This window comes from Salinirubellus litoreus (assembly GCF_037335815.1).
Lineage (GTDB): Archaea > Halobacteriota > Halobacteria > Halobacteriales > Haloarculaceae > Salinirubellus > Salinirubellus litoreus.
This window is the reverse complement of record NZ_CP147841.1, coordinates 2,690,085-2,714,942: the sequence shown is the minus strand read 5'-3', so window position 1 is coordinate 2,714,942 and position 24,858 is coordinate 2,690,085. Positions and strand designations below refer to the sequence as shown.

At 69.0% G+C, this 24,858-nt stretch carries 25 protein-coding genes and 1 tRNA gene; 10 read left to right on the top strand and 16 right to left on the bottom strand.

Features of this window, described 5'->3' with window-relative positions; all coding sequences use genetic code 11:
- The first annotated feature begins 151 nt into the window (after positions 1-151).
- The 3 genes from WDJ58_RS13580 (at position 152) to WDJ58_RS13570 (ending at position 3,350) form a co-directional block, all read left to right on the top strand.
- On the top strand, positions 152-589 hold the full coding sequence (locus tag WDJ58_RS13580; protein ID WP_338913803.1) for a universal stress protein: 438 nt from the start codon (positions 152-154) through the stop codon (positions 587-589).
- Positions 586-2,850 carry an amino acid permease gene (locus WDJ58_RS13575; RefSeq protein ID WP_338913802.1) on the top strand — a complete coding sequence of 755 codons (2,265 nt, stop codon included), beginning with the start codon at positions 586-588 and terminating at the stop codon, positions 2,848-2,850. The genes WDJ58_RS13580 and WDJ58_RS13575 overlap by 4 nt, the downstream gene beginning before the upstream one ends.
- Positions 2,851-3,011: 161 nt before the next feature.
- Positions 3,012-3,350 carry a hypothetical protein gene (locus tag WDJ58_RS13570; RefSeq protein ID WP_338913801.1) on the top strand — a complete coding sequence of 113 codons (339 nt, stop codon included), beginning with the start codon at positions 3,012-3,014 and terminating at the stop codon, positions 3,348-3,350.
- Between the two features lie 40 nt (positions 3,351-3,390).
- On the opposite strand, the gene WDJ58_RS13565 is transcribed toward WDJ58_RS13570, so the two are convergent.
- From WDJ58_RS13565 to WDJ58_RS13550, 4 genes are all read right to left on the bottom strand, one after another.
- Positions 3,391-4,278, bottom strand: a complete 888-nt coding sequence (locus WDJ58_RS13565) for a succinate dehydrogenase/fumarate reductase iron-sulfur subunit (protein ID WP_338913800.1) — start codon at positions 4,276-4,278, stop codon at positions 3,391-3,393.
- Between the two features lie 3 nt (positions 4,279-4,281).
- Positions 4,282-4,647, bottom strand: coding sequence for a succinate dehydrogenase hydrophobic membrane anchor subunit (locus tag WDJ58_RS13560; protein WP_338913799.1), 366 nt, complete (start codon positions 4,645-4,647; stop codon positions 4,282-4,284).
- Positions 4,647-5,039, bottom strand: coding sequence for a succinate dehydrogenase, cytochrome b556 subunit (sdhC, locus tag WDJ58_RS13555; protein WP_338913798.1), 393 nt, complete (start codon positions 5,037-5,039; stop codon positions 4,647-4,649). Before sdhC ends, WDJ58_RS13560 begins: the two co-directional genes overlap by 1 nt.
- A gap of 112 nt (positions 5,040-5,151) precedes the next feature.
- Positions 5,152-6,207 carry a succinylglutamate desuccinylase/aspartoacylase family protein gene (locus WDJ58_RS13550; protein WP_338913797.1) on the bottom strand — a complete coding sequence of 352 codons (1,056 nt, stop codon included), beginning with the start codon at positions 6,205-6,207 and terminating at the stop codon, positions 5,152-5,154.
- A gap of 109 nt (positions 6,208-6,316) precedes the next feature.
- Between WDJ58_RS13550 and WDJ58_RS13545 the strand changes: the two genes are divergently transcribed.
- From WDJ58_RS13545 to WDJ58_RS13525, 5 genes are all read left to right on the top strand, one after another.
- On the top strand, positions 6,317-7,675 hold the full coding sequence (locus tag WDJ58_RS13545) for a RimK family alpha-L-glutamate ligase (RefSeq protein WP_338913796.1): 1,359 nt from the start codon (positions 6,317-6,319) through the stop codon (positions 7,673-7,675).
- Between the two features lie 119 nt (positions 7,676-7,794).
- A complete protein-coding gene (locus WDJ58_RS13540) occupies positions 7,795-8,439 on the top strand; it encodes a DNA-3-methyladenine glycosylase family protein (protein WP_380660869.1) in 645 nt (214 codons plus the stop codon).
- A 171-nt stretch (positions 8,440-8,610) separates the two neighbouring features.
- The gene (gene mvk / locus WDJ58_RS13535; RefSeq protein WP_338913795.1) at positions 8,611-9,597 is read left to right on the top strand and encodes a mevalonate kinase; all 987 of its coding nucleotides are present in this window, start codon (positions 8,611-8,613) and stop codon (positions 9,595-9,597) included.
- Entirely contained in the window at positions 9,594-10,322 is a 729-nt protein-coding gene (locus WDJ58_RS13530) for an isopentenyl phosphate kinase (RefSeq protein WP_380660867.1), read from the top strand. Before mvk ends, WDJ58_RS13530 begins: the two co-directional genes overlap by 4 nt.
- 85 nt (positions 10,323-10,407) lie before the next feature.
- Complete coding sequence (locus WDJ58_RS13525) at positions 10,408-11,313, top strand: MBL fold metallo-hydrolase (RefSeq protein WP_338913794.1); 906 nt, start codon at positions 10,408-10,410, stop codon at positions 11,311-11,313.
- A 124-nt stretch (positions 11,314-11,437) separates the two neighbouring features.
- On the opposite strand, the gene WDJ58_RS13520 is transcribed toward WDJ58_RS13525, so the two are convergent.
- Positions 11,438-11,782: a hypothetical protein gene (locus WDJ58_RS13520; RefSeq protein WP_338913793.1), complete on the bottom strand. Its 345-nt coding sequence runs from the start codon at positions 11,780-11,782 to the stop codon at positions 11,438-11,440.
- Positions 11,783-11,963: 181 nt separating this feature from the next.
- Positions 11,964-12,251: a hypothetical protein gene (locus WDJ58_RS13515; RefSeq protein ID WP_338913792.1), complete on the bottom strand. Its 288-nt coding sequence runs from the start codon at positions 12,249-12,251 to the stop codon at positions 11,964-11,966.
- Between the two features lie 412 nt (positions 12,252-12,663).
- Between WDJ58_RS13515 and dacZ the strand changes: the two genes are divergently transcribed.
- Both dacZ and WDJ58_RS13505 read left to right on the top strand, forming a co-directional pair.
- Positions 12,664-13,473, top strand: coding sequence for a diadenylate cyclase DacZ (dacZ, locus tag WDJ58_RS13510; protein WP_338913791.1), 810 nt, complete (start codon positions 12,664-12,666; stop codon positions 13,471-13,473).
- Position 13,474: 1 nt separating this feature from the next.
- Complete coding sequence (locus tag WDJ58_RS13505) at positions 13,475-14,284, top strand: mechanosensitive ion channel domain-containing protein (RefSeq protein WP_380660864.1); 810 nt, start codon at positions 13,475-13,477, stop codon at positions 14,282-14,284.
- A 35-nt stretch (positions 14,285-14,319) separates the two neighbouring features.
- Here WDJ58_RS13505 and WDJ58_RS13500 read toward each other — a convergent pair whose 3' ends face one another.
- The 10 genes from WDJ58_RS13500 to WDJ58_RS13455 all read right to left on the bottom strand — a co-directional run bounded on the left by WDJ58_RS13500 (position 14,320) and on the right by WDJ58_RS13455 (position 24,837).
- Positions 14,320-14,844, bottom strand: a complete 525-nt coding sequence (locus WDJ58_RS13500) for an acyltransferase (RefSeq protein ID WP_338917855.1) — start codon at positions 14,842-14,844, stop codon at positions 14,320-14,322.
- 184 nt (positions 14,845-15,028) lie between these two features.
- Complete coding sequence (locus WDJ58_RS13495; RefSeq protein ID WP_338913790.1) at positions 15,029-16,750, bottom strand: glutamate--tRNA ligase; 1,722 nt, start codon at positions 16,748-16,750, stop codon at positions 15,029-15,031.
- Positions 16,751-16,976: 226 nt separating this feature from the next.
- Complete coding sequence (locus WDJ58_RS13490) at positions 16,977-18,293, bottom strand: hypothetical protein (RefSeq protein WP_338913789.1); 1,317 nt, start codon at positions 18,291-18,293, stop codon at positions 16,977-16,979.
- Positions 18,290-18,925: a DsbA family oxidoreductase gene (locus WDJ58_RS13485; protein ID WP_338913788.1), complete on the bottom strand. Its 636-nt coding sequence runs from the start codon at positions 18,923-18,925 to the stop codon at positions 18,290-18,292. The genes WDJ58_RS13490 and WDJ58_RS13485 overlap by 4 nt, the downstream gene beginning before the upstream one ends.
- A 176-nt stretch (positions 18,926-19,101) precedes the next feature.
- On the bottom strand, positions 19,102-19,524 hold the full coding sequence (locus tag WDJ58_RS13480; protein ID WP_338913787.1) for a DUF4870 domain-containing protein: 423 nt from the start codon (positions 19,522-19,524) through the stop codon (positions 19,102-19,104).
- Between the two features lie 222 nt (positions 19,525-19,746).
- The gene (gene idsA3 / locus WDJ58_RS13475) at positions 19,747-20,790 is read right to left on the bottom strand and encodes a geranylfarnesyl diphosphate synthase (RefSeq protein ID WP_338913786.1); all 1,044 of its coding nucleotides are present in this window, start codon (positions 20,788-20,790) and stop codon (positions 19,747-19,749) included.
- A gap of 210 nt (positions 20,791-21,000) precedes the next feature.
- Positions 21,001-22,353 (bottom strand): ribonuclease J, encoded by a 1,353-nt coding sequence (locus WDJ58_RS13470; protein ID WP_338913785.1) that lies wholly within the window; start codon positions 22,351-22,353, stop codon positions 21,001-21,003.
- Positions 22,354-23,161: 808 nt separating this feature from the next.
- Entirely contained in the window at positions 23,162-23,983 is an 822-nt protein-coding gene (locus tag WDJ58_RS13465; RefSeq protein ID WP_338913784.1) for a GNAT family N-acetyltransferase, read from the bottom strand.
- A gap of 5 nt (positions 23,984-23,988) precedes the next feature.
- The gene (locus WDJ58_RS13460; RefSeq protein WP_338913783.1) at positions 23,989-24,327 is read right to left on the bottom strand and encodes a DUF7130 family rubredoxin-like protein; all 339 of its coding nucleotides are present in this window, start codon (positions 24,325-24,327) and stop codon (positions 23,989-23,991) included.
- A 426-nt stretch (positions 24,328-24,753) separates the two neighbouring features.
- Positions 24,754-24,837, bottom strand: a tRNA-Leu gene (locus WDJ58_RS13455).
- Positions 24,838-24,858 lie beyond the last annotated feature (21 nt).

The following is a 24,858-nucleotide window of genomic DNA, read 5'->3' as shown; positions in this document are numbered from 1 at the left end:
ACGCGAGGAGGAACCCGGCGCCACGTGTGCCCGCGAGTCGGCGGCTCGACGCCCCGCGAACGCATTCGGATACCCGTTCCGACCACGACCGGATATCGCCGCCGATGGCGCGTATATATACATTGATAACGGGTCGGGATCAATGTCTCCTATGAACGGCGTTTCCGACGACGGGAGGCGCGATCTCCTCGCTCACGTCCTCCTGCCGGTCGCCAACGAGGAGGACGCCCTGGCGACCGTGGCTGCGCTCGAACCGTACCGACCGGAACGGGTGACGGCGCTGCACGTCGTCGAGAAGGGGGGTGGCGTCCCGGACAAGACGCCCGTCGAACAGTCCGAGGAGCTGGCGGAGGAGACGTACGCCGCCGTACGGACCGTGTTCCCCGATGCCGGCGAGCACACCGCGTACGCCCGGGACGTCGTCGGCGCGATCCACGAGGCCGCCGACGAGGTCGGCGCAGGCGCCATCGCGTACCGGTCCCGTGGCGGGAGTCGGATCATGCAGTTCCTCTCCGGCGACCTCTCCCTGAAACTGGTCACCGGTGCTGACCGTCCCGTGATCGCTCTTCCGCTCGAGTCGAACGAATGAGCGACGAGGAACTCGCCAAGGACCTCGGCCTCGTGTCGGCGATGACCATCGGCATCGGGACGATGATCGGGGCCGGGATCTTCGTCCTCCCCGGGGTCGCCGCGAACGCGGCGGGCCCGATCGTCGTCGTCTCGTTCGTCGTCGGCGGACTGATCGCGATGGTGAACGCGCTGTCCGTCTCCGAACTCGGGACGGCGATGCCGAAAGCCGGCGGCGGGTACTACTACATCAACCGGTCGCTCGGACCGATGTTCGGCTCGATCGCCGGCATGGGCGACTGGATGGGACTGGCCTTCGCCTCGGCGTTCTACTGTATCGGGTTCGGGCAGTACCTCGCCGTCTTCGTGCCGTTGCCCGAGGTGGCGTTCCTCAACCCGATCCAGATGGGCGCACTCCTCGCCGGGATCGTCTTCGTCGGGGTCAATCTCGTCGGGGCCAAGGAGACCGGCGGCGTCCAGAACGTCATCGTGTTCGTCCTGCTCTCGATCCTCACCGCGTTCGCCCTCGCGGGGTTCCTGTCGTTCGACTACGCCACGCTCGTCGGCGAGGACGGGCTGGCACCGTTCGGGACCGGTGCGATCCTCCCGGCGACGGCACTCGTGTTCGTCTCCTTCCTCGGGTACGCCAAGATCGCGACGGTCGCCGAGGAGCTGAAGAACCCGGGGCGGAACCTCCCCATCGCCATCATCGGGAGCGTCGCCATCGTCACCGTCATCTACGCCATCCTCGTGACGACGATGCTCGGGGTGGTCCCGTGGCCCGATCTCAGCCTCGACGCGCCGGTCGCACAGGCGGCCTCGCTCTCGTTCCCCTCGTCCATCGGCCCGATCGGCGGGGTGGCCGCGGCCGCCGCCGCGGTGATGACCGGCGGGGCGCTCCTCGCGACGGCCTCCTCGGCGAACGCGTCGATCCTCGCCTCCGCGCGGATCAACTTCGCGATGGGGCGCGACAGGATCGTCACCAACTGGCTCAACGAGATCCACCCCGACTACGCGACCCCATACCGCTCGATCCTTCTCACCGGGGTGCTCATCCTCGTGTTCATCGCGGCGCTCGGGCGGGACATCGCGGTGCTCGCGAAGGCGGCCAGCGTGCTCCACCTCATCGTCTACGCGCTCATGAACGTGGGACTGATCGTCTTCCGGGAGGCGGACGTGCCGGAGTACGACCCGGATTTCACGGTGCCGCTGTACCCCATCACCCCTCTGGTCGGGGCGGTGCTGTCTCTCGGCCTCGTCGCGTTCATGGACGGCCTGGAGATCGCACTCTCCGGCGGCTTCGTCGTCGCCGCCGTGGCGTGGTACTTCCTCTACGCCCGGAGCAGGACGCCACAGGAGGGGGTGCTCTCGGACTACGTCCGGCGTCGCGAGGCGGACCTGCCGGATCGGGTCGTCGACGCCGCCGACGCGGTCGCCCCGACCGGCACCGAGGGCCCGACGATCATGGTGGCGCTGGCGAACCCGCGGACCGAGAGCGCCCTCGTGACGCTCGCAGGTGCGCTCGCACAGCACGAGGGCGGGCGCGTGCTCGCGACGCACGTCGTCACCGTACCGGACCAGACGTCGCTCTCCGCTGCCGCCGAGAACAGGGACCGTATCGAGGCTTCCTCGGAGGAACTCCTCGACGCCGCGAAGGCGGACGCCGAGGCGTTCGACGTCCCGATCGAGACGAGGACGATCCTCTCACACCGTGCGTTCGACGCGGTGTTCGACGCCGCACGGACGAACGACGCCGACACCGTCGTGATGGGGTACGGTGGCGCGCGGTTCGCGGGGGGACGTGCCGAAGCCGCCCTGGAGGAGCTGGCACACGACCTGCCGTGTGACTTCCTCGTGCTGGACGGTCGGGACCTCGAGCTGTCCGACGTACTCGTCCCCACCGCAGGCGGGCCATCGTCGGATCTGTCGGCGGAGGTCGCCGGTGCGCTGCGGGAGACCGTCGGCGTGGACGTGTCACTGCTCCACGTCGTCGACCCGGGCGAGGAGGCGACGGGTCGGGAGTTCCTGAACGACTGGGCGGCCGGCCACCAGCTGTCCGACGCCGAGATACACGTCGAAGCGGGGGACGTCGAGACGGTTATCGGGCGGTTCGGCGAGGAGTACAGCCTGGTGATCGTCGGGGCGACCGACCGCGGGCTGCTGTCCCGCATCGTTCGCGGGTCGCTGGCGTTCGACACCATCGAGGCGCTCGAGACGCCGGTGCTACTGGCCGAGCGGCCGTCCACACGCACGCTCCGGGAGCGGCTGTTCGGCCGTCGTTGATCCCGGCGACGGAGGGGCCACACACCGACGAAACGCCCGTCACCGGTCGGCGACCACTCGGATACCGAACGGGCTCGTCCAGGTCACGTCCGCGGGGTCGGCCACGACGGCGGTCCCCATCGAGGCGGCACTGTTTTGCCCCGGGTGACACAACGTGAGGTATGTCCCCAGTCGACTCCCGGGACCGCATCGTCGTACTGGTCATCGCCCTGCTGGTGGTCCTCGCTCCCGCGCTGCTGCTCGCACTCACCGTCGGGTTTCTCGTGCTCAGCGGCGACCTCGTGCTCGGCCGGATAACCCTGCTCGAGTTCCTCGAACTGTACATCATCGACCTGGTACTGATCGCCGGCGTCGGGTACGCCGTCTATCGGCTGACGCTGTGGCTGGTCAAGAACCGACTCCCCGAGTCGCTCGACGTGCTCGAGGAGAACGCCGCGGGAGGGGGATCGGACGACGGGCTGGAGGGGAGCACGAACCGCGGCGGTAACGACCGGCAGTGATCCGCTCCGGTCGGGGCCGACTCCGGTGACTCCCCCGGCCTCACCAGAACTTCAGGTTGTTCTTGACCGCCTCGCGCTTGAGCTCCTGGATGTGCTCGGTGAGCGGGATGTCCTTCGGGCAGACCTCCGTACAGGAGAACTGGGTCTGACACCGCCAGACGCCGTGCTCCTGTTCGATGATGTTCAGACGGTGCTGTTTCATATCCTCGCCCTCGCGTTCGTCCATCGCGAACCGGTAGGCCATGTTGATGGCGGCGGGACCGAGGTACTGGTTGTCCCCGGCGGCGATGTTACACGAGGACATACAGGCCGAACACCAGATACACCGCGTGGACATCTTCACCTTCTCGCGGTTCTCGCGGGTCTGGCGCTGCTCTTCGAGCTCGCCGGACGGGTGCTCGTTCGTCTGGAAGTACGGCTCGACGGCCTCCATCTGGTCGTAGAAGTGCTCCATGTCGACGACGAGATCCTTCACGACGTCGGCGTGCGGGAGCGGCTCGATCCTGATGGGCCAGTCGAGGTCCGCGAGCTGGGTCTTGCAACCGAGGCGCTGCCGACCGTTGACGAACAGCGCGTCCGACCCGCAGACGGCCTGCCGGCAGGAGTGGCGGAACGTGAGCGAGGAGTCGTAGTGGTCCCGCGCGTACATCAGCGCGTCGAGGACGGTCATCCCCTTGTGGAACGGGACGGTGAACTGGTCGAACCGGGGCTCCTTCTTCCCCTCGACCTCCGGGTCGTAGCGAAACACCTTCAGCCCGACCGTCGTCTCGGCGTCCCGAACCTCCTCCTCGGCCCGCTCGCGCATGGCGTCCCGCTCCGCGGCCCGCCGGGCCTTCTCGTCCATCCGGCGGCGCTGGTGGGGCGACTCGGTCTCCGCTTCGGTCTCCGCGGACGATTCCTCCTCCCGTTCGGTGATCTGTGTACTCATGAGTTAGACGATGGTCGTCATCGCGAGGGCGACGCGAATGCCCTGGACGATCAGCAGCAGCCCCGCGAGTGCGAGGCCGTACTTGACCGCGGTCTTGCCTGTGCCGTCGAGCCCCTGGTTGACGAGGGCGTTGTAGACGCCGTTGACCCCGTGGAACGTCGCGGCCACGAGGAACAGCACCATCGTCAGGAAGTAGCCCAGCTGGGACATCCTGACGGCGGTCCCCTGGAAGGTGATCTCGTAGGCGTGGTTGACGAAGTGGAGCAGCATGAAGTGGAAGGCGAGCACGGCGACGAGGAACGCCGCGGTGAGCCGCTGGAGCAGCCACCGGGTCCCGCCGCGCTCGAACGAGGAGTAGTACTCCGCCATCAGAACACACCCCCCAGGAAGGTCGGGATGCTGGCGACCACGATGGCCGCGGTGAGTATCAGCGAGGCGTAGAACGAGCGGTCCTGTGAGCCGAGGCCGACACCGAGGTCGACGAACAGCAGTCTGAGACCGTTGAGGATGTGGAACACGGCGACGGCGAGCAGGCCGACCTCGAGGAACCGGACGATGATGATGCTCTCGAGGCCCTGGAGCGTGCTCGTGTACGTGGTCCCGTCCACGGTCGCGGTGCTCAGGACGGCGATGTGGGTGAACAGGTAGCCCACGAGCACCCACCCGGTGAACTTGTGGAGGACCCACGCCCACATACCGGCGGAGAACTCCCGCCACCGGCCGAAGTCCTCGATGAGGCCCCGGTCGTACGATTGACTCATGCTATGCCCTGTCCGAACCCGGTCCGTATAGAAGTTACTACTGCGCACGGGTGAACCGGCGGATCGACTCCCCGCCCGCGGCGGGTTTTACCGACCGAGGGGTCGCGGGAGCCTACGACGACCCGCTCCCGGTCGCCGCCGCGGGCCGCACCGGGGGTCGGCCCTGGGTCCGTTCGACGGCCCTGCGCGTCCGCTCGTCGAGTCGGACGATGTGACAGAGCGGGTTCCCGGGGTAGACCAGCGGGTTCTCGAGCGTGCCGACGAGCAGCCCCGTGAACGGCGCCTCGACGACGTCCGTGTCGGTCTTGAACGGGTTGCTGATGGTGCAGATCGGATCGCCGCGGTGGACGAGCGATCCGACCTCCCAGTGCATGTCGACCAGGCCGCCGACGTCCGCCCGGAGCCAGGTCTTGTCGCCGTTGCCGTCGATGACGGTCCGCCAGCCGGGCCAGGCGACCGACTCCTGGGGCAGGAGGCCGAACTCGGCGAACGCCGAGCGGGTGCCGTCGAGCGCCCGGTCGATGAGGCCGCGCTGGAACCGGTGGGCCTCGCCCATCTCGATGGTGATGGTCGGGACGCCGGCGTTCGAGGCCTCCTGGCGGAGCGTCCCCTCGGGGCCGGCCCCGGCGATGATGACGTTCGTCGAGAACGCCCGGGCGAGGCGGGCGACGTCGGGGTCCTCCATCTCCGCCCGGACGTGGACCATGTTGGTCCGTCCCCGGGTCGAGGTGTGGAAGTCGAGGCCGAAGTCACAGGGTTCGACGAAGTTCCGGAAGATGCGGTAGGCGATGCGTTTCGCCGAGGTGGAGGTGTCGTTGCCCGGGAACGAGCGGTTCAGGTCGCGGTCGTAGATGGGGAGGTAGCGCTGCTGGGCGATGAACCCGGGGACGTTCATCACGGGCATGCAGACGAGGGTGCCGTGGAGGTCCAAGTGGTCCCACTCGTGGGCCACCTCGCGGACCACCTCGATGCCGTTGAGTTCATCGCCGTGGGCCGCCGCCGAGAGGAACGCGGTCGGCCCCGGGTGCTCGCCGTTGACGATGCTGACGGGTATCCGCACCGGGTCGCCGAGATACGTCTCGCTGACCCCGTAGCGGATGTTCTGTGTCTCCCCGGGGTCGACGCGCCCGCCGTCGTAGGTGAACACGTCGGCGGAAGGGGGGCTCATACCCTCATCTGGCCGCCCGGATATATAAACCGTCAGAACTCCACGTCTGCCGTCTCCGCCCGAGACGGCCATCGTCAGGACTTTGCCGCCCGGGGGTCCACCGCGATTCATGTCTACCGAACCCGTTACCGTCGGGGTCCTGAGCCTCCACGTCAGCAAGGAGTCGAAGGCCATCCTCAACGCGGTGGAGGACCTCGGCCACGAGACCGCGTGGCTACGAGGGGAGAACACGAGCGTCGACATCCGGGACGGCGAGGTGACGCTCGACCCGGACGTGGACATCATCGTCAACCGCCTGCTGCTCTCGAAGGAGGAGGAGCCCGCGGAGGCCATCGGGCTGGCCACGATGCTGGATCGGCTCCGGCCGATGCTGAACCACCCGATGGAGACGATGACCGCCCTCCACAAGTTCGCCAGCGGCGCGGCGCTCGCGGAGGCCGGCGTCCCCGTCCCGGACGCGTTCATGTCGCTCTCGAAGGACCGCCTGAACGACAGTCTCGGGTCGTTCGGCGAGGAGGTCGTCTACAAGACCGCCATCGGGACGCACGGTGGCGGCACCTGGAAGATCACCACCGACGAGGGCGTCAACCCGATGGTCGGCTCGCGGCAGGCCTTCCTCCAGGAGCTCATCGAGCACGACGTCGAACGACACCACGACCTCCGGGTGTACGTCGTCGGCGAGAAGGTGGTCGGGGCGATGAACCGCTACGCCCCGGAGGGGGACTGGCGGACGAACGTCGCGCTCGGGGGCGACGTCGACGACGCCACCGAGGGGATGAGCGACGAGGTCGAGCAGATCGCCAAGCGCGCGACGGACGTCGTCGGGCTCGACTACGCCGGTGTCGACATCGTCCAGGGCGTCGACGGTTACTACGTCCTCGAAGTGAACCCGACGGCGGGGTTCAAGGGGTTGTTCAAGGCGACGGGCCGCTCGCCCGCGCCCCACATCGCCAGGCTCGCTATCGAGCAGGCCGGCGGCGAGGTCGACGGGGAGAAAGTGTACGAGCTCTCCTCGGTGCTCGACGACTCTAGCCCCTCTGCGACGCCCCGCCCCACACGCGACGTCACCCCGCAGGACCTCACCATCGGCTACATCGAGGAGGTGGTCGTGATGGGGACGCGCGGCCAGCGGAGCGTGCACGCCAAGTCCGACACGGGGGCGACACGGACCTCCATCGACTCGCGGCTCGCCGCCGACATCGGTACCGGTCCCATCAAGGACATCGTGAAGATCAAGTCCGGGAGCGTCAAGTCCGGCCGCTCAAGACCCGTGGTCGACCTCGTGGTCGGCGTCCGGGGGACCCAGCACACGGTCGCCGCGAGCGTCGAGGACCGCTCGCACATGGACTATCCGCTGCTCCTCGGCCGGGACATCCTCCAGCACTACCACGTCGACGTCCGCCGCCGCGCGGATTCGAGCGCGAACGCCCCCGCACGTCCCGAGGAGGAGGCGGCCGAGGAGGAGTGAGCCGCCCGGGTCGGAACCGCCACGGCTAACCGGCCGGGGACGTACCGTCGTTCGTGACCGCGAAGACGTCCCGCTCTCGATCCCACGTTACGTACGACGTACGAGCGGAGGTGTGATCGTTGACGAGTAGTTCCGACGACGACGTCGCCGAGGAGGCCTACCGATTCCTCCGTGGCGACGAGCTCCTGGGTCCCGTGGTCGAGGAGTACGGGAAGCTCGGTCTCGATCCGAGCGACGACCTGTTCGAGCGCCTCGTGATCTCGGTCCTCCGCCAGCAGGTGTCGATGGCCTCCGCGGCGGCGACCCGCGACCGGCTCTTCGAGGCCGTCGACGTGACCCACGAGGGGATCCTCGCGGTCGAGGAGGGGATCCTGCGGGACGCCGGGCTCTCGCGTCAGAAGGCCCGTTACGTCCGCGAGATCGCCGAGACGTTCGCCGAGCACGGCCACACCAGGGAGTCGCTGGCCGACTACGGGGACGAGGAGATCGTCGAGCGACTGACCGAAATCACGGGGATCGGCCCGTGGACGGCACGGATGCAGCTCCTCTTCACCTTCGGTCGGCCCGACGTGTTCCCCGTCGGCGACCTCGGCGTCCGCAAGGGGATGGAGGCGCTCTACGGGCGCGAGATGACCCGTGCCGAGATGGTCGAGGAGGCCGAGCGGTGGGCACCCTACCGAAGCTACGCGAGCCTCTACCTCTGGCGGGTGAACGAGGCCGTCGACGAGAGCGTCGACGAAGTGACCGCCGCCGACCCGGAGTAGTCCCCCGGTCGTCGGCCGAGGTCACTGCTCGTTCTCGTTCGTGCTGGGTCGATCGGGCGGAGCCCCGGCCTCGGTCACGCGTACGATCCGAACGTCCGCCACGGATCGTGGACCGGAGTGTCGGGACGCCCAGAGCGCAACTACTGTAACCTGTCGGCGCACAGCGGAGGTATGACAGTCGCCTCGGCCCCGGGCAAGGTCTACCTGTTCGGGGAGCACGCGGTGGTGTACGGGGAGCCGGCGGTCCCGTGTGCCATCGAGCGGCGGGCGCGGGTGACGGCCGAGGAGCGCGGCGACGGCCGGCTCCGGGTCGACGCCGACGACCTCTCGCTCGACGGGTTCACGGTGACGTACAGCGGCGGCCCGGAGGACCGACCGGACGTGGACGTGCCGACGGGACTGGTCGAGGCGGCGATGGGCTACGTCTCGGGGGCGATAGAGCAGGCCCGCGAGGCCGCCGCCGCCCCCGAGACGGGGTTCGATCTCACCATCGAGAGCGACATCCCGCTCGGGGCGGGCCTCGGATCGTCGGCGGCGGTCGTCGTCGCGGCCATCGACGCGGCGACGCGCGAACTCGGCGTCGACCTCGCGCCCGAGGAGATCGCCGACCGGGCGTTCCGCGTCGAGTACGAGGTCCAGGACGGACAGGCCGCCCGGGCGGACACGTTCTGCTCGGCGATGGGTGGGGCGGTCCGGGTCCAGGACGAGGACAAGCGCCGGCTGGAGGGGATCCCGAACCTCCCGTTCGTGGTCGGCTACGACGGCGGTGCGGGCGACACCGGCGAACTCGTCTCGGGCGTCCGCACGCTCAGAGAGGAGTACGGCTTCGCCGCCGACACCGTCTCGGCCATCGGCGACCTGGTCCGGGAGGGGGAGGCGGCGCTGGAGGCCGGCGACGTCGCGGAGGTCGGTCGGCTGATGGACTTCAACCACGGCCTGCTCTCCGCGTTAGGAGTCTCCTCGCGGTCGCTCGACGCGATGGTGTGGGCGGCCCGCGACGCCGACGCGCTCGGCGCGAAGCTCACCGGCGCGGGCGGGGGCGGCTGTATCGTCGCGCTCGACGAGACGGAGGGCGCGCGGACGGCGCTCCGGTACACGCCGGGCTGTGAGGAGGCGTTCCGTGCCGAACTCGATCGGGAAGGGGTGCGGGCGGAGTGATCGTGCTGAAGCTGGGCGGATCGGTCGTCACCGACAAGTCGAGCGCGGAGACGGTCGCCGAGGAGCGCCTCGCCCGCGCGGCCGACGCCATCGCGGCGCACGACGGCGATCTGGTCCTCGTCCACGGCGGCGGGAGCTTCGGGCACCCGCACGCCGAGCGACACGGTGTCACGACCACCGACGGAACCGACGACGCCCGGGCCGTCGTCGAGATCCACGGCGCGATGAAGGAGCTGAACGCGGCCGTCGTCCGGACGCTCCTCGACCGGGACGTCCCCGCGGTCCCGGTCCACCCCCTGTCGGCGGCCAGCCGTGACGACGACGGCACCCTCTCGCTCTCCATCGAGACCCCACGCCGGATGCTCGGCGAGGGGTTCGTCCCGGTCCTCCACGGTGACGTCGTGGCCCACGCCGGGCGCGGCGCGACGATCCTCTCGGGCGATGAACTGGTGGTCGCACTGGCCCGCGGACTCGACGCGGACCGCGTCGGGCTCTGCTCGGACGTGCCGGGCGTGCTCGACGAGTCGGGAGAGGTCCTCACCCGCGTCGAGACGTTCGGGGACGTGGCGGACGCGCTGGGTGGGAGCGGCGACACCGACGTCACGGGGGGGATGGCGGCGAAGGTCCGCGAGTTGCTGGAACTCGGGGCTCCGGCGAGCGTCTTCGACCTCGACGGTCTGTCCTCGTTTCTCGGCGGCGGGGCCCCCGGGACCCGGATCGGGTAGATCCTCACCCCCACCGACACGAGCCCGAGGTGACGCCGGAGCGGATTGACAACGCATATCACGCCAGGGCACCTCGGTAGTAGTGATGGAGTACGAGCGTCTGGAGTTCGAACAGCCGGTCTACGGGGGGGTGAACGTCCTCCGCGTCGGCGACACGCTCGTCGACACGGGTCACGTAGCACCGGTCTCGCGCGACGCGGTCCGCGCGGAACTCGACGGGGGGCGGCTGGCCGGCGTCGAGCGCGTCCTCCTCACCCACCCGCACATCGACCACGTCGGCGGCTCGGAGACCATCGAGACGCTGGCGGACCTGCCACACGTCGTCCCGGAGGGGGCGACCCCCGTCGTCCACGGGTTCGGGGACTACCTCCGGCGGGCCCGCGGGGAGATGACGCGCCTCCTCGCCGGGTTCGACCTCGACGAGGACCACTGGGACGCCTACTTCCCGCTCGGCTCGTACAGCGAGGAGCGCATCGACGTCGAGCGGACCCTCGACGACGGCGACACCGTGACGCTCGACGAGGAGGAGCTCTCGGTGCTCCACACCCCGGGGCACGCCGAACACCACGTCGCGCTCTGGCACGAGGGCTCGGGGACGCTGTTCTCCGGCGATCTCGTCTCGGAGAACGATCACTTCCAGTACGGCCCGCTCTACGGCGACGTCCGGGCCTACCGGAACTCCCTGGAGCGGATACGCGACCTGGATCCCGACCTGCTGGTGCCGATGCACGGCCCGGAGATGCCCGATGCGGAGGCACGGATCGAGGCGTCGCTCTCGAACGTCGACCGGACGGCCGACCGGATCCACACCGACGCCGTCGACCGCGGGGAGTGCTGGGCGCGCGAACTCGCGGGGGAGGCGCTCGGCGCGACGGAAGCCGACGCCCCGTTCATGACGCTCGTCACCTACGAGTACCTCCGCTACCTCGAACGCGAGGGACGGCTCCGGTTCGACGTGAGCGAGGACGGCATCCGCGTCTTCGCCGACTGAACGCCGCCGTGTCGGTGAGGCGGCGATATTGAGTTAGCGGCTGCACGGGTCGTACGCGCTACGGACGGAGGACAGGGCGAGGCCGTCACCGGGCGGTCGACGTATCCCTCCCCGACCGCGAGGGTCACTCGGCGAGCGTCTCGGCCGCGTTGTCACGGGGCTGGTAGCCGATGACCCGTATCGTCTCCGTGAGCGAGTAGAACCGTTCGTCGTTGCGCGAGACCGCGTTGACCGTCACGGGGCTCTCCGGGAGGTCCGCGAGGGCGGCCCTCCGGAACAGGTCGCGGCAGTCGCGGGGGCCGAGCCAGGTCGAGCGGGCGAACCGCGCTCGTCCCGGTTCGACGTCGTCGCCGGTGTTGGTCCGGAGGTCGGCCTCGCTCATGTACCAGCCGATCCGGACGTTGACCGCCTCGATACCGTACCGGTCGGCGTAGAAGTTCGTCAGCCCCTCGCAGGCGACCTCGCTCACCCCGTAGAAAGAATCCGGCCGGGGGGACGCGTCCGCCTCGGGGACCCCGTAGATCCGCGGTAACGGGGCCTCCCGACCTCCGCATCGGGCCGAAACGAAGCCGTACGTCCAGCCCGCTCGTCGGGTGTACTCCCTCGTCGACAGCGGTCCCCTGTACCGGACGTCCCGCTCCGAACCGGGTTCAGACCGTCGCCACCACCCGGTCGTAGAAGATGACGAACGGAAGGAGCGCCCCCGCGAGCACGCCCGCGGAGGTCAGCATCGGCAGTTGCGTGTAGACGTGGACGGCGACGGCGAGGGCGAACCCGGCCGCCACGACGAACGGGACGACAAGTGCGCTGACGGCGAGCGGGATGCCGGTCGTCTTCCGTAGCGTCTCCATGATGACGAGGCAGGTCCCCAGCGAGACGCCCGTCGCCCCGACCACCTCGATCGTCACCCCCAGCCCGAAGACGGTCACCAGCCCCATGAGTTCTACTTGGTATTCCCGTAATTAACCTTTTTTCAATTTTCGAGTCGCGATTCGAAACGCCGTCGATCCGCCGGGAAGACCCGTCCGCGAAGGGCAAGCGGGAGGGTGCGGACGGGTGTGCTCGCACGATTTCCGGCCGGCGTTCCCCGATAATCCTCTCGGCGGCCGTTCCCAACGTCCCCGAGTCGGACAGCGCGAGGACGGACTCTCCGTCCGTACGGCGCACGCCCCGCCGAGCCGTCCGACACAGCCGTCCGTGTAGCCCGTCGAATCAGGGGAGAGCCGCCAGTGGCCGCCGTAGCCGGAGTCACGGCGCGTCGGACGCGCTGGTGTGGAGCGCGGACGAGCGCGAGACGGACGGCAGACGGCCCACAAACCTTTTTCCGGGGCGGGGAGTCGTCTCTGGACGATGACCGACCTCCCCGACCTGCTCGGTGCCATCGTCGACGGCGTGGACGCCGTCCTCCTCTTCTCGCCGAGCGGGTCGTTCTACGAACGGTTCGACGACCTCGCCCTCCCGGTGGTGGTCGTGAGCGCCGAGGACGCCCTCGGGGCCGACCGGTTCGTCGAGCTCCCGCTCGAGTTCAACGAGCTCTCCGAACGCCTCCGGTTCGGCATCGAGGGGGCCATCCAGCAGGACCACATCGACCCCGACGCGGTCGTCGCCTGCGCCGCGAAGGTGTTCGGCGACGACGTCGACTCGGTCACCCGCGTCCGCGCCGACCAGTTCGAGCGCTCGGGCGTCTACGACCTGTTCGTCAACAGCCGGGCCGAGCCCGCCGTGATCCGCGACGTGCTCGAGGTGACGATCGAACTCGGCAAGAAGGGCCAGAAGGGCAAGCAGGTCGGCGCGCTGTTCGTCGTCGGCGACGCCGGGAAGGTGATGAACAAGTCCCGGCCACTCTCGTACAACCCCTTCGAGAAGTCCCACGTCCACGTCGGCGACCCCATCGTGAACGTGATGCTGAAGGAGTTCTCCCGGCTCGACGGCGCGTTCGTCATCAGCGATTCGGGGAAGATCGTCTCGGCCTACCGCTACCTCGAACCCTCCGCGGAGGGCGTCGACATCCCCAAGGGGCTCGGCGCGAGGCACATGGCCGCGGGGGCGATCACCCGGGACACGAACGCCGTCGCCATCGTCCTCTCGGAGTCCGACGGGCTCGTCCGGGCGTTCCAGGGTGGGGAACTGCTGCTCGAACTCGACCCCGAGGAGTACTGAGATGGTCGTACTGCAGGTCGGCGCACTCGTCGAACGGCTGGTTAACGAACTCGCACGGATGGAGCTGACCGTCGCGTTCGCGGTGCTGGTCCTGATCTCCGGCCTCGTCGTCGGGGTGTGGATCGCCCGCTGGCTCGGAAACCTGTTCGTCCGGTTCGGCGTCCCCTCGGCCGTCGAGGGAACGCCCTTCGAGCGGACGGCCCGGTCGTTCGGCACCTCGACGGTCGCGCTGCTCTCGAGCCTGGTCGGGCTGTTCGTCTTCCTCCTCGCCGTCCTCCTCGCGCTCCGGCTGCTGGGCGTGGGCGTGGTCGCGAGCGACCTGTTCGTCGCGCGGCTCGCCGACTTCTTCCCGAACCTGTTCGTCGCGGCGATCATCGCCATCGTCGGGCTCCTCGTCGGCGACAAGGCCCACGTGATGGTCTCCGAGCGGCTCAGCTCGGTCAAACTGCCGGAGGTCACGATCATCCCCGCGCTGGTGAAGTACAGCATCTTCTACGTCGCGGGCCTGCTCGCGCTCGCACAGCTCGGCGTGGCGACCACCGCGCTCCTGATCCTGCTCGCGGCGTACGCCTTCGGGCTGTTCTTCGTCGGCGGGCTCGCCTGCAAGGACATCCTCACCTCCGCGACGGCCGGCATCTACCTCCTGCTCACCCAGCCCTACACCATCGGCGACGAGGTCCGCATCGACGGCCACCGGGGGATCGTCCAGGAGATGGACGTGTTCGTCACCCGAATCGAGAGCGACGACGAGGAGTACCTCATCCCCAATCGACTGGTGTTCCGTCGGGGGATCGCCCGGGTGCGGTCCTGACGGGGCCGACGGGCCGCCCCGTCGGGTTCCGTCCCTCAATCCCCGGTGTCACCCTCGTTCTCGTTTCCGCGCACGGGCTCGGCAGGGACGCCCGCCACGGTCACCCCAGCCGGGACGTCATCGGCGACGAGTGAGTTGGCCGCAATCTGCGCGCCCTCGCCGATCCGAACACCGGGAAGGACGACCGCCCCCGCACCGATCATCGCCCGTTCGCCGACCACGACGTCCCCGAGCCGGTACTCCTCCTGGAGGAACTCGTGACAGAGGAGAGTGGCGTCGTAGCCGACGATACAGTGGTCGCGGAGGGTGATCCGCTCGGGCCAGAACACGTCGGGGGTCGCGTCGAGCGCCCACGAAACCCCCTCGCCAACCGTGACGCCCAGCCGCCGGAGCGCCCAGTTCTTCACCCGGAGCGAGGGGGCGAGCCTCGCGACCACCACGAACAGGAAGTTGTAGACCACGCGTGCGACCGAACGCTCGCTCGTCCAGTACCACAGGGAGTTTCGCGTTCCCAGCGTCGGGTGACGGGTGACGCGGGCGTACCGGGCCGCGCCATCCACGTCCGGATCCCCGCCGTCCGGGCGCGGGCCGTCACCCGCACCGCCTGGACCGCGTGTGGTGTCCTCGCTCACGTGTCGGGGTTCGTCGTTCGTCGGGATGAATCCACCCCTCGACGGCCCGCGTCCCGGACTCCCCGATCGGGCAGACCCGGCGCGGCGGGCGGGTCCCGCGAGCGGGGGACGCTCAGGGGTGGGTGAAGTAGGTCGTCACGGGATCCGCCTCACCCTCCGGGACGCGGTCGATGCGCACGAACCCGACCCGCTCGAACTGGAGCACGTCGTCGGGGTCGTACCCTCGGACGCCGGGCTCGGCACGTCCGGAGACGTCTCCCTGCATCGTCCGTATCCGGACCGGAACCGACGCCTCGGCGGGGACCCAGTGGACCACGTCGACGCCCTCCTCGCGGACGGCGTCGATGTCGTCGTCCGTGTACGCGAACGCCCCCTCCTCGTACCGGACGGGCCCGTACCCCTTCAGCCAGACCCGTTCGCCCTCGGCGGGGAGGTCGTCGGGTTCGACGAGCACGGCCTCACCGACCGGAATCGTTCGAGTACCCCGGTCCTCGTGGTCGGGGTGGACGGGCGGCTCGGCGGTGGCCGGCCCGCCCGAGACGAGTACTCGAACTCCGTCGCGGACGAGGAACGCCCGGTCGCTCCCGTCGTCGATCAGTTCGCGGTTGGCGGCGTACACCGAGGACATCGCGAGGTCGACGTTCGAGGTGGAGACCCCGAGTTCGGTCATCGCGTCGACGACCGCCTGCCCCCGGACACCCCGGCGTCGGAGCGAGGCGAGCGTCGGCGCGCGCGGGTCGTCCCAGCCGTCGAGGTCGCCCGACTCGATCAGTTCCTTGATCGAGGAGGTAGAGAGGGGAACGTCGTAGGCGTCGACCTGCACCCGGCCCCAGTGGACCACCTCGGGGTACTCCCAGCCGAAGTAGTCGTAGAGGAACCCCTGTCGCTTCGCGGAGTCCTGGAGGTCGATCCCGCGGATGATGTGGGTCACGTCGAACAGGTGGTCGTCGACGGCCGACTGGAAGTCGAGCATCGGCCAGCAGCGGTAGTCGGCGGCCTCCTCGCGGGGGTGTGGCGTGTCGACCACGCGGAACGCCACCCAGTCACGGAGCGCGGGGTTGGGGTGTTCGATCTCCGTCCGCACCCGCAGGACCATCTCACCGGATTCGAGATCCCCCGCAACCATCGACTCGAACTCCGCGAACGACTCCTCCACACCCTTGTCGCGGTGCGGGCAGGCCTCGGCGTCGGCCTTCAGCGACCGGAACTCCTCGGCCGGACACGAGCAGGTGTAGGCCCCCCCCAGTTCGATCAGCTCGCGGGCGTGGTCGTAGTAGGTCTCCAGCCGATCGCTCGCCCGGACCACCTCGTCCGGTTCGAACCCGAGGTACCCGATGGCGTCGAGGATGGCGTCGTAGGCGTCGAGGTCCGGGCGCTTGGTCTCCGGGTCGGTGTCGTCGAACCGGCAGAGCATCCACCCGTCGTAGAGGTCCTTGTACGTCCCGATGACCGCGGGCATCCGTGCGTTGCCGAGGTGCCACGGCCCGTTCGGGTTCGGCGCGAGGCGCATCCGGACCTCGCCCTCCTCGGCGTTCGGCAGGTCCGGGAGGACCTGCTCCTCGGCCTCGTCCTCGGCGTCGAGTTCGGCGGCGGCCTCCGGGTCGAGCTCCTCGAGGCGTGCCCGTTTCTCGGCGGCCGAGAGGCCGTTCACCCGCTCGACCACGGGGGCGACGACGCCCGGAACCTCGTCGCCGTGCTCGCGGAACGCGGGGTTCTCGCCCATCAGCGGCCCCATCACCGCACCGACCTGCGCGTCGCTGTCGTGCTTGAGCGCGTTGAACAGCGCGGCCGTCTCGGCCGCCCGCTCGACCCGTTCGTGGAGGTCCTCGTCCATGCGTGGGCCGAGGTCACCCCGGGGCAAAACCCCCCTGATTCGACGCGGAGCGCTTCTCGGGGAGCGAAACCGCTCGCCCCGGTTTACGTCGTCTCGACCCCGCTATCCGCACGTGAGAGTCGACGCCGGCCGTGGGATGTTGATCCAGAAGGGGCTGTTGCTCCTCCTGTCGGTACTGGTCGTGCTCCTGACGCTGGTCCTCACCTGGACGATACCCCCGGAACGGTCACGCCCATACCCTGAGCGCGCCCGGTCTGCCCACGCCGACCTGGAGCCCCTCAGCCGTGTGGACGGCGTGGAGGTTCGACGTGACGCGCCCGCCGACCGGAACGCGGGCCGTCGTGGTGGCCCCGTCTTCCGTCCGCGAGACGACCACCAGCGACGTCCGGGCGTCGTCGGGCACGACCAGTTCGGGCCGGCCGTCGGCGTCGACGTCCGCCGCGAACCCTCCGTCAAGGACGCGGGAGCCGAGCGCGTGCGAGGAGACGCCGGATTCGGTCGCCTCGATCATCAGTTCGGACCCCTCGCGGCGGTAGAACTCGACCGTCCCGCCGATGTGAGGCGTCCGGACGACGGCGAGTTCGGGAATCCCATCGGGAGCGAACGGGGCGAGACAGAGCTGGTGTCGCCAGCGGAACCCCTGTCCGACTGACGGGCCAGCGGCGAGGCGCGTGCCGGTCGGTGCGTACGCAACCTGCCGAGCGCCGCTCCCGGCGTCGCTCTCGGTGACGTGGATCGTGGCACCCTCACCCGCGACCAGCGGCGCGAGCCCCTCGGCGACCGTCCCCCGGAACTCCACCCCGCCCGTCACCCGGAGTTCCGGGCCCGTCGTATCGAGGACGACCAGCCGACCGCCCTCGATCCCGTCGCCGAGCGCACCGTGGTCGTAGCGGTCGGTCGCGCCGGCGAGCAACGCGACCCGGTCATCGTCGACGATCCGCGGTCGGGCGTCGGGGAGCGCGTCGACGTCGAGGATCGAGCGCGACCCCGATCGCTCCCGGACGACGGTACCGTCGGGCCGCACGTAGAGCAGTCCGTCCGACCCTAGCGGGAGCGGGTGGGTCAGCGTCGATGCCTCCTCGGGTGTGGCGAGGAGCACCGGCCGCCCCGCAGTTCCGAGGACCGGCGGCGTCTCCGGGTCGACCGTCGCTGGCTCGACGTCGATCTCCCGTGTCTCCTTGCGGCGGGACCGGACCGCCGAGACCACGCTCGTTCCGGTCACGACGACCCACTCGCCGCCGGAGCCGTCGGGTTCCGGTCGGGCGAGGATCCATCGCGGGTCACCGTCGAGCGGGACGTCGACCGGCTCCACGGACTCGAGGTCGACCGACCCGTCGACGACGCGGTTCCCGCCGGGCGTCAGCGAGGTGTACCGGTAGTCGTTCGCCGGTGACGGTGTTCCCGGCCGCGACGCGGGGGGAGAGGGCGTCGTTCGGGTACCCCGCCCGTCGGTCGACAACCCACCGGACTCCGAGCAGCCGGAGAGCCCGAGACTCACCGCACCGGCGGCGACCCCGAGAAGCCGTCGCCGGCCCGCGTTCACCCGGAGCCCTCGACGAGGCGTTCGAGCTGCTCGGGGGGGACCGCGCCGCGTGCCGCGTATCCCTCGTAGACGAACGTCGGGACGCCGGTGACGCCCTGCCGCTTGGCCTCGGAGAACCGTTCCCGCACGCGCTCGCGGAGGTCGTCGTCCGCGAGGGCCTCCTCGACGACCCCGCGGTCGACCCCGGCCGCCTCGGCGAGCTCCTCCAGTACGTCCGAATCGCCGATATCGCGTCCCTCGGTCCAGAGGGCGTCGAACACCGCCTCGTCGAACGCGAGCCACGTCCCGTAGGGGTGGGTCCCCTTCAGGTGGTAGGAGACGACCTGTGCGGGGAGCGAGTCGACCTCCGTGGCGAGGTCGAGCTCCATCTCGGCGTCGTAGCGCTCCTGGAGCCGGCGGACGTTCTCCTTCGCCTGTTCGTAGTAGTCGTCGTCCTTCCCGTCGTCGACCGAGTGGTCGATGCTCCCGTCGGGGTTGCGCTTCCCGCTCCGGAGATCGAACGGGTGCCAGTCGATCTCCAGGTCCTCCTCGCGGGACTCCTGGTACCGCGAGAGCGACTCGCGTCCGAGGTAACAGAACGGACAGACGTAATCCGAGTAGACGGTGATCGGCTCGGCTGGGCTGTCGGCCATGAGTGGGGTTCGGCGTCACGGATGAAAAGCCTGTATCGGTCCGGCGGGGCGACCGGACGACCGCACGGCCGCGGTGTCGCCTCCGGTCGGGGAACGGACGACGACGGGACGAAAATCAGGCCGAAACGGGAGCCCAGGGCGGAACGGAAACAGGTCGAGAACAGGTCGACGCCGGATCAGGCGATCCGGTCCGCGAAGCCGGCGAGGACCGGGATCCGGACGGTCTCGCCCCGGTAGGCCCGGAACATGAGGTAGATCCAGGCACCGAACGCGACGAGCGTGACTGCGAGCCAGAGCAGCGTCATGAGGAGCGAGAGCAGCCCGAACAGGAGGCTCCCACCGCCCGCGAACAGCACCGCCGTGATGACCGTGCTGATCACGCTCAGGACGACGTAGACGAGGAACGCGGCCACCGAGAGGACGACGCTCTGTGCGGCGTGGTAGCGTACGAACGCGTTCTCCTTCTCGATCACGAGGAAGATCACACCCGTGATTGCCCCGAGCAGGTACGAGAGGGCCCCCGCGACGTTCTCGTCGAGGCCGGACTCGCTGCTGTGAGTGGACGCGACCGCTCCGTCAGTGACGTCAGTGGTACTCATATCGTTCACCGCCCCCTGAACGTTGGCCGAGGGTATAAACTCGTACTGACAATAGCTATCAGTCCGCCGCAGGACCCTCAGAGATCCTATCGAGGCGCGTTCGACGCGGTACGGCGGCGTTCGCACGCGTTCCGGCGGACAGCATCACGGGCGACGGCTCGGTGTCGAAGCGACGACGTAACAGCCGACGGAGCGCGGACGGTGGATCCGCGACCCCGGGGATCAGTAGGTCCGTTCGACGAGGTAGTCGGCGATGCCCCGGAGGAGTTCGACCGACTCGCCCTCCGGGAGAGTGTCGAGCTGTCGCTTGCCGTCCTCGATGAGATCCGCGGCGGTCCGCCGTGCGAACTCGATGCTGCCGGTCTCGCGGAGTTCCTCCACCGCGGCGTCGATGGCCGCCTCGTCGACCGTCTCGACCGAGTCGGCGTCGACCAGCGAGTCGACGTCGACGCCCTGCTCCCGGGCGTGGAGCGAGATGAGCGTGCGCTTGCCCTCGACGAGGTCGGACCCGCGGGTCTTGCCCAGCTCCTCGGAGGGCGTGGTGAGGTCGAGCAGGTCGTCCTGTATCTGGAACGCGCGGCCGACGTCGCGGCCGTACTGTGAGAGGGCTTCGACGGTCGCCTCGTCGGCACCGAGCAGTATCGCCGGGATGGACGCCGCCGCGGCGTAGAGGACGGCCGTCTTCCACTCGATCATCTCCAGGTACTCCTCGACGGTCACGTCGGCCCCGTGCTCGAACTCGACGTCGAGCGCCTGCCCCTCGCAGATGCTCGTACAGGTCCTCGCAAGCGTCGAGAGCGCCCGGACGGATCGGTCGGCGGGCGCGTCCGTCTCGAGCATCACCTCGAACGCCTTCGAGTAGAGCGTATCACCCGCCAGGATGGCGGTTTCGAGGTCGAACTCCCGATGGACCGACGGCACCCCCCGGCGCATGTCGTCGTCGTCCATGATGTCGTCGTGGATGAGCGTGAACGACTGGATGGTCTCGATGCTCACCGCCGCCGAGAGCACGTCCACCGGCTCGCCGTCGAGGTCGGGGAACGACCGGTAGTCGGTCGAGAGCGGGGCCGTGTCCGTCACGCCCTCGGCGGCCAGCAGGAGGACGGTCGGTCGGAGCCGCTTGCCCCCGGCGTCGAGCAGGTAGCGCGAGGCCTCGTAGAGCCGTTCGGGGTGACGGACCGGGAGCTGTTCCCGTATCCCCTCGTTCACGCGCTCGCGCCGGGCGAGTATCGCCTCGTCGACGCGCTCGCGTACGTCTTCGGTCATCACCGGGCCTGTGGCCCGAGACGACAAAAGGCCCGTGGGTTCGGCCCCCACGTCGCCCGACCACCCGAAACCGGCGGGCCGTCGTGTCCCCGATGCAGGGGAGCCGCTTTCGATGCCGCGTTTCCCGGGAGTGGTTCGGCCTTCGGCGCGATGGCCGCGGCTCCTCGACGGATGCCGAAAGAACGGTCCACCGGAGCCGGTTCGGGGTCGTCAGTCGACCAGCTGCATGACGTTCCCGTTGCGCGAGACGTGGATGTCGCGCCCGAGCTGGTAGCCCTTGCGCGCCGCGAGGTCGACGTACGGCGAGAACCCCTTCATGTCCTGGTGTGCCGGGATGATGTGCTGGGGTTCGAGCGCATCGAGCATCGCGTAGTGGCCCTCGCTGTTCAGGTGGCCGGAGACGTGGATGTCGTCGTAGATGCGCGCACCCTGCATCCCCAGCAGCTTCTCGGACTGGTAGCGCTGGCCCTCGTTGGTGGGCTCGGGGATGACCCGCGCGGAGAAGACGACCTTGTCGCCCTCGTCGAGCTCGTAGGGGGTCTCGCCGCGGCCCATCCGGGTGAGCATCGCGCGCGGCTCGCCCTGGTGGCCCGTGACGACCGGCAGGTAGTCCTCCTTGCCCTCGTTCATGATGCGCTTGAACGTGCGGTCGACGGACTTGCGGTGGCCGTACATCCCGAGATCACCCGGGAAGTCGACGAAGCCGAGCCGCTCCGCAGTACCCGAATACTTCTCCATCGACCGGCCGAGCAGGACGGGCTGTCGACCGATCTCGCGGGCGAACTCCACGAGCGACTTCACGCGGGCGATGTGTGAGGAGAACGTCGTGGCGACGATGCCGCCGTCGTAGTCCTCGATGGAGGTCAGCACGTCCTTCAGGTGGCGACGGGCGACGGCCTCCGAGGGGGTCCGACCCTTCTTGCCCGCGTTCGTGCAGTCCTCGATGTACGCGAGGACGCCGTTGCCCTCGCGGCCGATCTCCCTGAACCGCTCCATGTCGATGGGGTCGCCCAGCACGGGCGTGTGGTCCATCCGCTTGTCCAGCCCGTAGACGATGGCCCCCTCGGGGGTGTGGAGGACGGGGTTGATGGCGTCGATGATCGAGTGGGTGACGTTGACGAACTCCATCTGGACGTTCCCGGAGTCGCCGATCTCCGTCGTCTCGCCCGGCTCCATCTTGATCAGGTCGTTGTTGACGCCGAACTTCTCCTCGGACTGGATCTGCTGTTTGACCAGTTCGATGGTGAACGGCGTCGCCACGACCGGCGCGTTGTACCGGTGGGCGAGCTTCGAGATTGCACCGATGTGGTCGAGGTGGCCGTGGGTCGGCACGATGGCCTGGACGTCCCCCTCGATGTCGGACATGACCCGGTCGTCCGGGATCGCGCCCATGTCGATCAGGTCCAGGCTGTGCATCCGCTCGGTCTCGACGTTGTCGTGGATGAGGACCTTCGACAGGTTCAGCCCCATGTCGAAGATGACCACGTCTTCGCCCGCCCGCACCGCCGTCATCTGCCGACCGACCTCCTCGTAGCCGCCGATTGTCGCGATTTCGATTTCCATGGTTGGGTCCGAGTCCGGGGTCGCCCTCGCGGCGCTCGCGGACGGCCGGCGTTGGGCCAACACTCGCCGGTGGCGAGGTGGGGGCTCCGGGGACGGCACCGCCGTCCCCGAGTCGGCGGTCGGAACCCGCGAGGCCCGAACGAGCCCCGGGGGCCGTCTCCCGCCGACGTCGCCGGTCGCCCGCGCCGCAGTCCGGGGGCGACCGATGCTCGGTTATTACGGTCTTTGGAGCCCAGGGATAAATAGTTCGTGACTCCCGATGGTCGCCGGAGCGGGGTGAGCGTTCCCGCGCGTGACGAGGTACTCCCGTTCCGAGTCACCGACCGTGAGTGGGCCGGCGTCCGGACCTTTCGGTGGCGCGCAGATATCTTATACCGCACGAGGGCGCACCGCTGAGATGCGATGAGCGACGACATCCACGGACTCCGGCGCGAACTGGAGAAGGAGGAGCGCAACGCCGAACAGGTCTCCGTCGAGGAGAACGAGGACGCCGGCAGCGTCACCCTGCGAGTGGACGACGGCGGGAGATACGGCTCGAACCGGACGAGGCCCGCTCGTTCGCGGACGAGCTACAGTCACAGGCGGAGGAGGACGGCTGGTATCACTCCGATGGGACCGAGCGGTTCGTCGACCGGATCCGGGAGGCGACCGGAACGGTCGAGTAACCGACGAGCCCGGGGGAACCCAGACGGACGGCCCCCGCTCGATCCCCCCGACGCGTGCTCGGCGGCCGAGCGGTCCACCGTTCGATCGATGTAGGGAGTACGTGAGAGAGAGAGAAAGAGATAGCAGGGCCGACGACGGCGGGTTACAGGTACGACGCGTCGTACGTCTCGCCCGGCTGGAAGGAGTTCCCGCAGTTCTCACACTGGATTCGGTCCATGCTGTCCATGGCCACCTCCGTCGACCCGCAGTTGAGACAGTAGTATCCGTACTCCTCGGTTCGGGCGTCGTCGGTGTACGTGGCCACGAACGGGCCCTCTGCCCCCTCGATCAGCTCCTCGCCGGGGTAGACGGTCCGGTCGTCGTCCTCGCCCGCCTCGATCTCCTCGGGGAGGTCCACGTCCTCGATGTCTGGAGTGGACTCCGCGTCGCCCTCCGCTTCGTCGGACGTCGCCGATCCCGAGTCCGCGGACTCCCCGGTGCCCGCCTCCGCGTACACGTACTCGACCTCGTCGACGCCCGCGACCTCGGTCTCGCGTTCCTCCACCCGCTCGAACTCCAGGTGCTCGAAGAACGCGCCCGAGCCCGTGTTCGACGAGAGGGTGATCGCCCGGGGGGCGCCGCCGTGGTCCTCGATCTCCGAGAGGGCACGCTCGAACAGGGCCGTCCCGACGCCCTGACCACGGCGTTCGGGGTCGACGTGCAGCCACCGGATCCTCGACAGGCTCTCGTCGCTCGCGACGTCGACGAACCCCGCGACAACGCCGTCGACCTCGGCCACGAACGGGCCGATCTCCGCCGTCTCGATCTCCTCTCGCAGCACGTCCTCGCCGAACTCCTCCTCGACGATCCCCTCGATATCGTCGGGGCTCAGCGCGTACGAGGTGGTCATCGAACTCCGTGCGACCTCGCGGATACGGGCGGCCTCGTCGGGCTCGGCCGATCGGACCGTCGGCTCTTCGCTCACCGGGATCAGTCCTCCTTCCACTTGATGACCTCGTCGGACCCACAGTTCGGACACTCCTCGGGCAGCCCGTCGTCGAGCTCGCCCATCTCGCCGCAGTTCTCACAGCGCCACATGATGTACCCCTCGCCGAACTCCTGTCCGGGGTCGTGCTCCTCGGCCTCAATCTCCTCCCCGGTCTCGCTGCTCGCACCGGTCGTGCTCTCCACCGTCTCCGAACGGTACTCGACCTCCTCGTTGACGGAGACGGTGAACCCGTCGGTCGTCGCGCCGGTGACGATTCCCAACGCCTCTCCGCCCTCGGTATACACCGTCTCGCCGTCCTCTATCGTCGTCTCGTCACTCATGTCCCGGAGTGGGACCCGCCGAGGTAAGCGGGTTCGCCTTGTTAGTGCAAGGCGGCCCGATGCTCCGTTCGTGCGGCGACCGTCGTCGCCGTGGCGATCCGCTCGGGACGGTGTGGTGTGACAGAAAGGGGCCTCGGACCCGTATGGACCCCCGGCTCGCGCGTTCGTTCGATGCAACGAGGTGGGGCACCATTCGAATCCCACGGTACGACCTCGCCGTTCACGTCCGCTCGCGACAGAAATGCGCGGGACCGGATTTGAACCGGAATCGCTCGCTTCGCTTGCGATAGGGTTCAAACCGTACCTGCTCCCTCGCTCAGTTCGTTCACTCAGTGCGCGGGACCGGATTTGAACCGCGAGAACTCGCTTCGCTCGTTCTCTGGGCCGCAAATCCGGCCTTCTCCTTCGCTCACTTCGTTCGCTCAGTGCGCGGGACCGGATTTGAACCGGCGGACCCCTACGGGACAGCGTCCTAAGCGCTGCGCCGTTTCCTGGCTTGGCTACCCGCGCGCGCCACAGGCTACCCGCAGG